Genomic DNA, 12,196 nt, shown 5'->3' on the forward strand with positions numbered 1-12,196 from the left:
GGGTGTCGCGTTTCCCCGGACGGGTGAAGCGGGGCCGGGTCGGACGGGCCGTCAACCTAGGCTCCGGGCCGTGCAGATGACGATCCTTCATGTGTCCCAGCCGGTCGACGGCGGGGTGGCCCGGGTGGTGGTGGACCTGGTGCGCGGTCAGCGGGCGGCGGGCTGCCGGGTGCTGGTGGCGTGTCCGCCGGGCGGGCGGCTGGCCGCCGAGGCGGGCGCGGCGGGCGCCCGGGTGCTGGAGTGGCGGGCCGAGCGCTCGCCGGGGCCGAGCACCGCGGGCGAGGCCCTGCGGCTGCGCCGCATCCTGCGCCGGGCCGAACCGGACGTGCTGCACCTGCACAGCGCGAAGGCGGGCCTGGCGGGCCGGCTGGCCGCCCGCGGCAGGGTGCCGACCGTGTTCCAGCCGCACGCCTGGTCGTTCGCCGCGGTGGACGGCGCGCTCGCCGCGGCCAGCCTGCGCTGGGAGCGGCACGCCACCCGCTGGGCCCGCACGGTGCTGTGCGTGAGCGAGCAGGAGCGGGCGGACGGCGAGCGGGCCGGTCTGCTGGCGGACTGGCGGGTGGTGCCCAACGGCGTCGACCTGGCGCACTTCGCCCCGGCCGACGCGGCCACCCGGCGGGCCGCCCGGATGACCCTCGGCCTGGACCAGTCCGACCCGCTGGCGGTCTGCGTCGGGCGGCTGTGCCGGCAGAAGGGGCAGGACGTGCTGCTGGACGCCTGGGTTCGGGTGCAGGGCGCGGTGCCGAACGCCCGCCTGGTGCTGGTCGGCGGCGGGCCGGACGCGGAGGCGCTGGCCGAGCAGGTGCGCGGGCTGCCGGAGCCGTCCCGGGTGCGGATGGTGGGCGACGTGGCCGATCCCCGGCTGTGGCTCGCGGCGGCCGACCTGGCGGTGCTGCCCTCGCGCTGGGAGGGGATGGCGCTGGCGCCGCTGGAGGCGATGGCGAGCGGGCGGCCGGTGGTGCTCGCCGACGTGCCGGGTGCCCGGGAGTGCCTGCCGCCGGGTGAGGTCGGCCGTTCGGTGGTACCGCCGGAGGACCCGGTCGCGCTGGCCGAACGTCTGGCCGAATTCCTGGGCGATCGGATCGAGTGCGAACGGCGTGGTGCGGCGGCCCGGTCGCATGTAAGTGACAATCACGATATTCGCGGGGTGATTCAGCAGGTCGCGGCGGTCTATCGCACGATCGTTCGCATCGGAGAGGTCCCGGCGAGCCGCAAGGACCGTGTCCCGCAGCAGTTCTGATCGTTTGTCAGACCGTGAACGCCCGCCGGAGCAGGTGCGGCCTTCTTTCCAGAAAGTCTGATTATTGGGCGGGTGGAATGAAATGGCATGTCAGCTTCTCGCATGCACGGCACCGTTCGCTAATGTCTGATTCTGCCTGCTTCGTCTCCATTTTCGATATAGGAATGGTCGACAGCCTCCCACGGCGGCAGGTGCACACCTGGACCGCGGGTACAGCAGGGGAGTTCGTGCGCTGATGACCATTGACCACGAGAGTGTGCCGCGGCCGGGCAGACTGGCAGACCCGCGCCGCAACAGCACCGGCCTGCTGGACCGCCCGACCCGGACCGTCCCGTCGAGGACCTCGGGCGGTCTCGGCCGGCACCGCAGGCGGCTGCACTCTCGGGTCGGGCTCCCCCTCGCGCTGGCCACCGCCGACGTCCTCGCGGTCGGCCTGGCCGCCGCGGCCAGCACCGCGCCCGACACCCAACCCGCCTTCACCGCAGCCCTGTTGCTGCCCGCCCTGGTCCCGCTCAACCTGGCCGGCGGCCTGTACCGCAGCCGGCTCAGTCTCTCCGCACTGGACGAGTTCCCGGCCCTGGCCGCCCGGGCCGGCGTCGCCACCGCCGTCGCGATCACCGCCGACGCCTGCCTGGCCGGCCGCTGGCCCGCCCTCGGCGGCCCCAGCCCGCTGCGGCTGCTCGCCCTGCTCGCGCTGCTGCTGCCGCTCGCCGGCTGCGGCCGCGCCCTCGTCTACCGCTTCACCCGCCGGGCCCGGATCCGCCGCCCCAGCCCGGTGCTGCTGCTCGGCGCCGGCGAACTCGGCCAGCGGATCGCCGGCGTGCTCGCCGACCACCCCGAGTACGGCCTGCGTCCGGTCGGCTTCCTGGACCCGGACCCGGTGCTGCTGCCACCCGGGGGCAAGCTCCCGGTGCTCGGCGGCCGCGAGGTGCTCGGCCGGGTGCTGCGCCGCTACCGGATCCACCACGTGGTGGCCACCGCCGGCGCCGCCGACGAGGCCGAGACCACCGCCGCGCTGCGCCAGGCCGCCCGGCTCGGCTGCCAGGTCTGGCTGGTGCCCGGCCTGCGCGAGTACGGCTCGGTGGCCGCCCTCGGTGCCGCCGACCACCTGTGGGGCTTCCCCTGCCTACGGCTCGGCGCCCCGGCGATGCGCCGCGGCGGATGGATCGTCAAGCGCGCCTTCGACGTGGCCGCGGCCGGCCTCGGCCTGCTGCTGACCTCCCCGGTGCTGGCCGCCTGCGCCCTCGCGGTGCGCTGGGACACCGGCCCCGGGGTGCTCTTCCGCCAGCAGCGCACCGGCCTGGACGGCAGGGTGTTCACCGTCCTCAAGTTCCGCACCCTGCGCCCCAGCAACGAGCACGAGTCGGCGACCCGCTGGAACATCGCGCAGGACCACCGGATGGGCGCGATCGGCAAGTTCCTGCGCAAGACCTCGCTGGACGAGCTCCCGCAGCTGTGGAACGTGCTGTGCGGCGACATGAGCCTGGTCGGCCCGCGCCCCGAACGCCCGTACTTCGTCATGCGGTTCGGCCAGGCGTACCCCGAGTACCCGGACCGCCACCGGGTGCCGGTCGGCCTGACCGGACTGGCCCAGGTGAACGGCCTGCGCGGGGACACCTCGATCGAGGACCGGGCCCGCTTCGACAACCACTACATCGAGGGCTGGAGCCTGTGGCAGGACACCAAGATCCTGCTCCGCACCGCGGCCCTGGTGGTCCGCCCGGACGGGAGCTGAACCCGTGGCCCTCACCCTGCAACGACCGTACTCCGCCCAGGAGCTGACCCGCATAGTCCCGGCCCGGCCGAGCCTGCTGGCGGCGGCCACCGTGCTGCTGGTCTGCGTGCCGACCGGGGAGAAGGACGTCACCGCGGCCGTGCACGTCACCGCCGCCGACCTCGCCTCGCTGGCCCTGGTCGGGCTGATCACCCTCGACCTGCTGCGCGGTCGCGCCCCCCGGCTCGACCCGGCCGCCGCCCTGCTGTTCGGCGGCGTGGTGCTGGCCGCGGGCGTCGCCACCCTGCACTCCATCGACCCGTCGGCCAGCGTCACCGGCTTCGTCCGGCTCACCCAGATCTTCGTGCTGGTGCCCGCCGCCGTGCTGCTCGCCGTCCGGGACGCGCTCGACCAGCGCCTGGTGCTCGGCTCCTTCGTGCTCGCCGCGCTGATCCAGGGCGTGGTCGGCGCCCACCAGTACCTCACCCGCACCGGCGCCTCCTACACGGGGCAGCCGATCCGCGCGGTCGGCACCTTCGGCGCGCTGGACGTCATGGCGATGTCCACCGTGGTCTCCTACGGCCTGCTCGCCGCCCTCGCGCTCGCGCTGGCCGAGCGGCGACCCGGCGGCAGCCGGGCGCTGCGCGCCGCGATGTGGGCGGCCGCCGCGTTCCTGGCCTTCCCGCTGGCGGTCTCCTTCAGCCGGGGCAGCTGGATCGCCACCGCGGTCGCCGCCACCGTGCTGCTGCTGCGCGCCGACGCCCGACTGGCCGTCAAGGGCGTGCTGGTGGGCGCCGCCGCCGCGGTGGTGCTGGTCGGCGGGCTCGGCCTGGGCGCCTCCGGGGTGACCGAGCGGCTCAGCTCGATCGGCTCGGTCTCCGCCGCGCCCGACCAGTCGGTCTCCGACCGCTACGACCTGTGGGCCACCGCCGGGCGGATCTGGCAGGACCACCCGCTCACCGGTGCCGGCCCCAAGGCGTTCCAGCAACTGCGCGACAGCCACGCGCCGTTGCGGCTCTCCTCCGGCAGCGACGCGGCCGACCCCACCATCGGGTTCGAGCGCGAGCCGCTGCTCTCGCCGCACAACATGTACTTCCTGGTGCTCAGCGAGCAGGGCCTGCTCGGCGTGCTCGCCTACCTGGCGCTCTTCCTCACCCTGCTGCTCGGCTGCCTGCGCCGCGCCGCCGGTCCGGGCCTGGCCGCGCTCGCCCTGCTCTGCTGGGTGCTCTGGGACTTCCTCTACGCCGACATCGGCGGCACCACCACCGTGCTGACCTCCGTGGTCCTCGGTCTGGCCGCCCGCACCGCGCTGCCGGGACCCGACTCCCGTGGAGCGTCCGGAGCATGACGACCGATCAGCCGGTGGCCGAGGTCGCCGCGACCGTCCCGAGCCCGCGCCCCGCCGCCGCCGTGCCGCCCCGCCGGGGCGTCCTGGTCAAGGCGTTCGGGGTGACGGCGCTGCTCAGCGCGGCCGGGTCCGGCCTGGGACTCCTCCGCGACCTGCTGCTGGCCCGCTACTTCGGGGCCAACCAGGGCACCGACGCGTTCCTGGTCGCCTGGACCGTCCCGGAGACCGCCGCGCCGCTGCTGATCGAGGACGCGATGGCGTTCCTGATGGTCCCGGCCTTCAGCCTGGCCCTGGTGCTGCGCGAGGAGCGTACCCAGGGGCCGGATCCGGTACGGCAGTTGACCCGGGCCACGCTGCCCTGGCTGCTGCTCGCGCTGTGCACGCTGTCCGGCCTGGCCGCGCTCGGCGCCCCCCAGCTGGTGGCGCTGCTCGCCCCCGGCCTGGCCGACCCCCAGCTGGCGGTCACCTGCACCCGGATCACCGCCTTCACCATCCTGCCGTTCGGGGTGGCCGGCTACCTCGCCTCCGCGCTGCGCGCCCTGCACGCCTTCACCGCCCCGGCCACCATCTACGTGCTGTACAACCTGGGCATCCTGGCCCTGCTGCTCAGCGGCCACGGGCTGCTCGGGGTGCGCTCGGCCGCGCTCGGCGTGACCTTCGGGAGCCTGCTGATGGCCGGCGTGCTGGTGGTCCCGTTCGCCCGCCGGCTGCGCACCCGGCGGCGCCGCAGCCGCCGGCGCGCGGCCGCGCCCGGGCTGGTGCTGGTCCCGCTGGCGCTGTTGCCGGTCGCCGCGTTCACGCTGACCCGGCAGGCCCAGGTGTTCATCGAGCGCTACCTCGGCTCGGGGCTGCCGCCCGGCACCATCTCGCACCTCAACTACGCCGCGAAGGTCTCCCAGTTGGCGATGACCTCGGCGATCCTGATCGTCACCGTCACCTTCCCGGTGGTGGCCAGGGCGCTGGCCGCCGGGGACCTCACCGCCGCCCGCGACCGGGTGGAGAAGGACCTCAGCCAGGCCGCCGCGGTGGTGCTGCTCGGCACCGCCTTCCTGCTGGCCTGCGCGCCGGCCCTGGTCGCGGTGCTCTTCCAGCGCGGTGCGTTCGGCCCGGCCGACACCGCCGCCACGGCCGCGGTGATCCGGGTGTACAGCTTCGGGCTGCCCGCGCAGGCGATGATCGGCGTGATGGTCCGGCCGTACTTCAGCGTCCGGCCGGTGGTCCGCCGGGCCGACGCGCCGCGGGCCGAGGGCGACCGCACCACCTGGCCGGACTGGTACCCGGTCGGCGCGATGGGCCTCGGGCTCGCCGTCACCTTCGCGGTCGGCGTGTTCGCCACCCCGCGCTTCGGCGCGCCGGGCCTGGCCGCCGGGAACGCCGCCGGGATCACCACCACCGCCGCGCTGCTGCTGCGCGGGCTGATACTGCGCGGCGTCGCGCTGCGGCTGCCCCGGGTGCTCGGCGGCCAGGCCAGGCTGCTGGCCGCCGCCGTCCCCGCCGCCGCGGCGGGCGCGCTGGCCGCCCGCAGCCAGACCGCGCCGCTGCCCGCCACGCTGCTCGGCGGGACCACCGTCCTGCTGGTCTTCGCCGTCCTCGGCGCCCTGTTCGGCGCCGAGGCGGTGCGCGGCCCGGTGCTCGCCGTGGGGCTTCGCCTCGCCCGGGCCCGCCGACCGCACGCCCCGTCCCCTGCCGCCGAAGGGAAGCCGCCCCGTGGACGCTGACCCCCGCCTGCCGGCCCAGGCGATCGCCCCCCGGCTCGCGCCCTGGATCCTGATGTACCACTCGGTCGCCGAGGAGGACGAGGATCCGTACCTGCTGACCGTCAGCCCCGAGCGGTTCGCCGAGCAGATGGACTTCCTGCACCGCACCGGCCGACGCGGCGTCAGCATCCGCGAGCTGCTGGCCGCCCAGGCCCGCGGGCGGGAGGCCCGGCTGGTCGGGCTGACCTTCGACGACGGGTACGCCGACTTCGCCGGGCACGCCGTCCCGGTGCTGCGCGAGCACGGCTTCACCGCCACCGCGTACGTGGTCCCGGACCTGCTCGGCACCGAGAACGGCTGGGACGTCGAGGGCCCGCGCAAGAAGCTGCTGACGGTCGAACAGGTCACCGAACTCGCCGCCGCCGGCTGGGAGATCGGCTCGCACGGCCTAGGCCACCAGGCGCTGCCCGGGCTGTCCCCCGCCGCGATGGAGCGGCAGACCAGGGACAGCCGGTGCGCGCTGGAGGACCTGGTCGGCGGCCCGGTCACCGGCTTCTGCTACCCGTACGGCGCGGTCGACCTGCCGTCCAGCCGCGCGGTCGCCGAGGCCGGCTACGACTACGCCTGCGCGATCGAGCACTCCTCGCTGACCGGCCGGTTCGCGCTGCCGCGCTGCTACGTCGGCGACCGCGACGGTGCCTGGCGGCTGCGGGCCAAGCACGGCCGGCACCGCTGGCGGGACGCCGTCACCGGGCTGCGCTGGGCCCCGCCGAGAGTCCCGGCGGGGGAGCGGTGATGCGGATCCTGCACGTGGTCACCGGCCTGCACGCGGGCGGCGCGGAGCGCCAACTCGCCCTGCTGCTGCGGCACCTGCCGAAGGACCAGGAGCACGAGGTGGCCGCGCTGAGCAACCCCGGCACGGTCGCCCGGGAGCTGCGCGCCGACGGCTTCACCGTCCACGACCTCGGGATGCGCGGCAACCGCGACCTCGGCGTGCTGCCCCGGCTCACCCGGCTGATCCGGACCGGCCGCTACGACCTGGTGCACACCCACCTGTACCGGGCGATGCTGTACGGCCGGCTGGCCGCCCGGCTGGCCGGGGTACGGGCGGTGCTGGCCACCGAGCACTCGCTGCAGGCCGGCGTGATCGAGGGGCGGGCCACCTCACCCGGCGTCAAGGCGCTCTACCTGGCGGCGGAGCGGCTCGGCAGCACGACCGTCGCGGTCTCCGGCCAGGTCGCCGGGGTGCTCGCCGACTGGGGCGTGCCGCCCGCCCGGGTCCGGCTGCTGCCGAACGGCGTCGACGCCGCCCGGTACCGGCTCGACCGGGCCGCCCACCGGGACCGGATGCGGGCCGAACTCGGGCTGCCGCCAGACGCGTTCGTGGTCGGCGCGGTCGGCCGGCTGGTCCCCGGCAAGCGGTTCGAGGTGCCGCTGGCGGCCCTCGCCGACCTGCCCGGCGCCCGGCTGCTGCTGGTCGGCGCCGGACCCGAGCGGGAGCGGCTGCTCGCCGAGGCCCGGCAACTCGGCGTCCGGGAGCGGCTGGTGCTCACCGGCGAGCGCGACGACGTGCCGGAACTGCTCACCGCGATGGACGTCCTGGTCTCGCCGTCCCGCGGGGAGACCTTCGGGCTGGCCGCGCTGGAGGGCCTGGCCGCCGGGCTGCCGGTGCTGCACTCGGCCTGCCCGGCACTGGCCGAACTCCCCCCCGACGCGGCCCCCGACGCTCGCCTGCTGCCGTCCGAACCCGCCGCCTACGCGCGGGAGTTGGCCCGGCTGGCGGCCGGTCCGCGCGGTCCGGTGCCGGTGCCGCCCGCGGTCCGGCACTACGACGTGGCCCGGATCGCCGGCGAACTGGCCGCGCTCTACCGGGAGTCGGCCGCTCGGCTGCCCGGTCCCCGAGCCGATCGCGCCGCCCGGCGGCGTCCGGCGGCCCACTGAACCCCCCTGTCCGATCTGCCTCTTGGAGTCCCGATGTCCGATCCGCGCCGCAGCGCCCGTGCGCTGGCCCGTCGTTGGTGGCCGCTGGCCCTCGCCGTCCCGCTGGGCGCGGCGGCCGGGGCCGGGTACGCGCTGGTCTCGCACCCCTCGTACGCCGCCAACTCCTACGTGGTGGTGGTCCCGCAGAACCCCGGTGAGAACTCCACCGCGGTCAACTTCGCCCAGGCGTACGGCCGCCTCGCCGGGCAGCCGCAGGTGCTGGTGGCGGCCGCCGCCGAGTCCGGGCACTCGGTGACCACGCTGGCCGGGATGGTCCGCGGCACCACCTCCCCGGACGCGCCGATGATCGAGATCACCGGCACCGGCACCCGGCCCGAGGAGGCGGTGAAGAACGCCGACGCGGTGGCGAAGTCGCTGATCGCCTTCGGCAACGCCAGCAGCAAGGAGACCGGGGTCCGGCTGGTCCCGCTGGCCGCGGCGGCCGAGCCGGACGCGCCCTCCTCGCCGTCCGCGACCCTGGACACCGGGGTCGGCGCGGCGGCCGGCGTGCTGCTCGGCACCCTGGTGATGCTCACCCGCCGCCGCCCGCAGGAGAGCGCCGCCGTCGATGCCGCGCTGCCCGCCCAGGCCGAGCCCGCCGCCGTGCCCGAGCCCGCCGCCAAGAAGCCCGCCGCGGCCACCGCCGGCCCGGCCAGGACCGAGGCGGCGAAGGCCCGATGAGAGTCCGTCCGAACCCCCGCGCCGAGGCGCGGGTGCCCGAACAGGCCGACCGGTCCGGCGCCGACAGCGAGCGGTGGACCGCCGAGGTGCTGCGCGACGACGACGCCCTGGACCGGTACGCCGAGGAGTGGGACGACCTCTTCGACCGCTGCTCGACCGCCACCTCCTTCCAGGCCGCGCCCTGGCTGTCCTCCTGGTGGCGGCAGTACGGCCGACCCGGCGGGCTGGTGCTGGTGCTGGTCCGGCGGGACGGACTGCTGGTCGGCGCGGCCGCGCTGCGCCGCCGCGGCCCGTTCGGCGGGCTGACCAACCTCGGCGGCGGCCTGGTCGACTTCACCGACGTGCTGCTCGACGACGACTGCGCCGACCGGGCCGCCGCCCGGCTCGCCGACGCGCTGCCGCTGCGCCGCCCGTGGCACAGCCTGGAGCTGCGCGAGGTCCGCCCGGGCGCGGCCGTGCAGCGGGTGTACGCGCACTGGGCCGGCCGCCGGCACCGGTTCGCCGACTCGCTCTGCCAGTACCTGCCGGCCGTGCCGATGGAGGAGCTGCTGAAGCGGCTGCCCGGCAAGACCGCGCAGCGCAGCCGGGTCAAGCTGCGCAAGATCGCCCAGTCGGGCGTGGTGGTGCACGCGGCGACGCCGGAGGAGGTCCCGGAGACGGTGCGCGAGCTGCTGCGGCTGCACGTCCTGCAGTGGCAGGCGCGCGGCGTCACCCCGGAGCACCGCTCCGAGCGGTTCGCGCGGCACCTGAGCGAGTCGACCACCGCGCTGGTGGCCACCCGCCGGGCGGCCATACACCGCTTCGAGCTGGCGGGCGAGGTGGTCGCGGTGAACCTGGTGCTGCTCTGCGACCCGTTCGGCGGCCTCTACATGTACGGGGCGCACCCGGAGCTGCGCGAGCGGCTGGACATCGCCGGGCTGCTGTTCGGCGCGGCGCTGGACGAGGTCCGGGCCGAGGGCATCCCGCAGTTGAGCCTGCTGCGCGGCCAGGAGCCGTACAAGCAGCGCTGGCGGCCGGACCAGCTGCCCAACCAGCGGCTGGTGCTGGGCCCCGGGCGGCTGGCGCCGTTCGCGGCGGCCCGCGCGGTGCGGGTGCGGGCCCGGCTGGCGGCGGTGGAGCTGCTGCGGACCCGGCTGCCGCGGGTGAAGCAGGCGCTAGCGCGACTGCGTCTTCGGTGACGCGGCGACCGGGCCGACGGCGCCGGTCGAGCCGGACATCAGCTGCTTGAAGACCGCCGCCGACTTCGGGTTCTGCTTGCAGCCCCAGAAGCCGTGCGGGCAGTAGTCGGTGACGGTCTGGTAGGCGGTGTCGTGGGTGCGCATCCACTCCACCATCCGGCGGACGAACTCGGGGTTGTCGCCGTTGCGGAACAGCCCCCACTCCGGGTACGAGACCGGCTTGCCGCGCTTGGCGGCGAACTCGACCTGGTCCTGCAGCCCGTACGGCTCGGCGACGTACTGGTCGAAGGTGCCGCCGGCCGGCTGGTCGTAGCTGTCCATGCCGATGATGTCGACCACGTCGTCGCCGGGGTAGCAGCGGGTCCACGGGACGGCGTCGAGGCCGCGGGTGGGGGTGAAGTCGAAGGAGAAGTGCGAGCCGGGCACCGAGCGCATCACCGAGACGATCCGCCGCCAGTACGCCTTCCACGCCGTCGGGTCGGGCTTGCAGCGCGAGGTGTAGGTGACGCCGTTCATCTCCCAGCCGAGGGTGATGACGGTGTCGCCGCCGCCGAACGCGACCAGCTTGCGGGCCAGGCGCAGGAAGTGCTGGTCGAACTCGCCCTTGGTGCCGCGGGCCAGCAGCCGGGCCACCTCGGCGTCCGGGACGTTGCCCTCGTTGGGCACCAGCATCGGCACGCCGAGCACCAGCCGCCGGGTCGGGTCGGACTGCCGCCACAGCGACCACATCCCGAGCACCGTCGGATCGCCCTCGACGTCCTGCCAGCTGTTGCCCGCCAGGTAGGTGTGGCCGACCTGCATGTTGGCGTTGTTCAGCCAGGACGCCATCCGGGCGATGTTGGGGATGTAGTTGTCCCAGGAGCCGACGAACGCGCCGAACGGCACCTCGTGCCTGGTGCGCTGCACCACCGGCCGGGGCGCCGCGCCGCGCGGCTGGATGGCGTCCGAGGAGAGCACCGCGTCATGGCGCTCGGTCTGGCTCAGCGGGGTGCCGGAGGGCACGCTCGCGGTCGTCACGAGCAGTAGCAGAGCGGCGGCGGCCAGGGTGAGTCGGCCGAGGCGCATGGGCTCTCCGTCCGGTCCAGGGGACAACGCGGGTCCTGAGAGCCTAACCTGACAGACCGTCACAAATGCCTCATGTCACCCTAACGTGGCAGGTCGTACGGGTGTACCCAGGGCCCGGCGCCCGGGCACGCCCCGCCGGTCCTGCACCCGCGAGGAGTCCGGCGGTCGCCTCGTCGTCAAACTGAATCCTGTCTCACCTCTGTAACAGTCCGTCCGCCGTCCGGAGTCGTACCCCAACCGCCCCCGAGCGCCGCCGGTCCGCCGCAGCCGCAGGTCGGAGCGGGTCGTGTCGGAAGTGGATAAAGGTCTGGACCGCGACGCGGCGCGCCGTAACCAAGCTGACCCGGCGGGGGCCCGGACGGTACGCTCCGGCCGTGTCCTTCAATCCGCTGCGCAGTCTGTCGCCCCGATCGGCCCTGCCCGCCGCCGCCGTGCTGCTGGTCCTCGCGGCCGGCGCCGCCGCGCACGCCAACCGGCCGGAGCCGTTCGGCGACCGGGTGGCGCTGCCGGGCGCCGCGGACGCCAGCCCGGTCGGCGTGCAGTCGCTGAACGCGGGCGAGCTGGAGCTGAAGGTGGGCCCCGGCGTGGAGGCGTACGCCCAGGGCAGCGGCGAGCACCTGTGGTCCTACCGGCGCGAGGGCGCCACCGCGCTGTACCTCGCCATGGTCGGCGAGAACGCCGCGGTGGTCTGGGACGACGGCATGGTCACCTCCGTCCACCCGGCCGACCACTCGGTGCGCTGGCACCGCTCGGTCCCCGGCCTGGCCGACTGGCTGCGCGCCGACGGCGAGCCCGGCGCAGCCGACCGGACCGACGACCAGCGCCGGCAGACCGCGGTCCAGCGGGCCGCGGCCGCCCTCCAGCCGGTCAACGACGTCGAGCCCTGGGTCACCGTGGTCACCCCCGGCCTGACCATGGGATTCCGCGACCGGGACGGCGACCTGCGCTTCAACTCCCGCCCGCCGGCGGGCTGTTCGTTCGACCCGCTGCGCACCGTGCACACCGACGACGCGGTGCTCAGCCCGCGCACCTGCCCGCCCGCGGCCGGCGGCGCCCGCCAGCTCCCCGGCGGCATCACGGTCTTCTCGATGTCCGACCACGGCGGCCAGCTCGCCGCCGGACCCGACGTCACGCTGCGCCGGCTCGACAACCACCGGGTCGCCATCGAGGACGGCCCGGTGATCGGCACCCGGACCTTCGACACCTCCCTCGGCGTCCCCGAGACCCCGTGCGGCGCCACCTCCGTCCCGTTCGCGGCGATCACGCCCTTCTGCGAGCAGTAGGGCGGGCCCG

At 75.5% G+C, this 12,196-nt stretch carries 10 protein-coding genes; 9 read left to right on the plus strand and 1 reads right to left on the minus strand.

Going from position 1 to position 12,196, the window contains the following annotated elements:
* The first annotated feature begins 76 nt into the window (after positions 1–76).
* The 8 genes from ACWD4U_RS15540 (at position 77) to ACWD4U_RS15575 (ending at position 9,838) form a co-directional block, all read left to right on the plus strand.
* Positions 77–1,240 carry a glycosyltransferase gene (locus tag ACWD4U_RS15540; protein ID WP_363456014.1) on the plus strand — a complete coding sequence of 388 codons (1,164 nt, stop codon included), beginning with the start codon at positions 77–79 and terminating at the stop codon, positions 1,238–1,240.
* Positions 1,241–1,475: 235 nt separating this feature from the next.
* Positions 1,476–2,975, plus strand: a complete 1,500-nt coding sequence (locus tag ACWD4U_RS15545) for a sugar transferase (protein ID WP_363456011.1) — start codon at positions 1,476–1,478, stop codon at positions 2,973–2,975.
* A gap of 4 nt (positions 2,976–2,979) precedes the next feature.
* Positions 2,980–4,302, plus strand: a complete 1,323-nt coding sequence (locus ACWD4U_RS15550; protein WP_363456008.1) for an O-antigen ligase family protein — start codon at positions 2,980–2,982, stop codon at positions 4,300–4,302.
* Positions 4,299–6,020 carry a lipid II flippase MurJ gene (locus ACWD4U_RS15555; RefSeq protein ID WP_363456005.1) on the plus strand — a complete coding sequence of 574 codons (1,722 nt, stop codon included), beginning with the start codon at positions 4,299–4,301 and terminating at the stop codon, positions 6,018–6,020. The genes ACWD4U_RS15550 and ACWD4U_RS15555 overlap by 4 nt, the downstream gene beginning before the upstream one ends.
* Positions 6,010–6,795: a polysaccharide deacetylase family protein gene (locus ACWD4U_RS15560; protein WP_363456002.1), complete on the plus strand. Its 786-nt coding sequence runs from the start codon at positions 6,010–6,012 to the stop codon at positions 6,793–6,795. Before ACWD4U_RS15555 ends, ACWD4U_RS15560 begins: the two co-directional genes overlap by 11 nt.
* Positions 6,795–7,940 (plus strand): glycosyltransferase, encoded by a 1,146-nt coding sequence (locus ACWD4U_RS15565; RefSeq protein WP_363456000.1) that lies wholly within the window; start codon positions 6,795–6,797, stop codon positions 7,938–7,940. Before ACWD4U_RS15560 ends, ACWD4U_RS15565 begins: the two co-directional genes overlap by 1 nt.
* Before the next feature lie 33 nt (positions 7,941–7,973).
* Positions 7,974–8,660, plus strand: coding sequence for a YveK family protein (locus ACWD4U_RS15570; RefSeq protein ID WP_363455997.1), 687 nt, complete (start codon positions 7,974–7,976; stop codon positions 8,658–8,660).
* Positions 8,657–9,838, plus strand: a complete 1,182-nt coding sequence (locus ACWD4U_RS15575) for a GNAT family N-acetyltransferase (RefSeq protein WP_363455994.1) — start codon at positions 8,657–8,659, stop codon at positions 9,836–9,838. The genes ACWD4U_RS15570 and ACWD4U_RS15575 overlap by 4 nt, the downstream gene beginning before the upstream one ends.
* On the opposite strand, the gene ACWD4U_RS15580 is transcribed toward ACWD4U_RS15575, so the two are convergent.
* Entirely contained in the window at positions 9,815–10,903 is a 1,089-nt protein-coding gene (locus ACWD4U_RS15580; protein ID WP_363455991.1) for a glycoside hydrolase family 26 protein, read from the minus strand. The genes ACWD4U_RS15575 and ACWD4U_RS15580 overlap by 24 nt on opposite strands.
* A gap of 374 nt (positions 10,904–11,277) precedes the next feature.
* Here ACWD4U_RS15580 and ACWD4U_RS15585 point away from each other — a divergent pair, with 374 nt between their 5' ends.
* Positions 11,278–12,186: a PQQ-binding-like beta-propeller repeat protein gene (locus ACWD4U_RS15585; RefSeq protein WP_363455988.1), complete on the plus strand. Its 909-nt coding sequence runs from the start codon at positions 11,278–11,280 to the stop codon at positions 12,184–12,186.
* The last annotated feature ends 10 nt before the right edge of the window (positions 12,187–12,196 follow it).

It is taken from the genome of Kitasatospora sp. NPDC002522 (assembly GCF_053595195.1).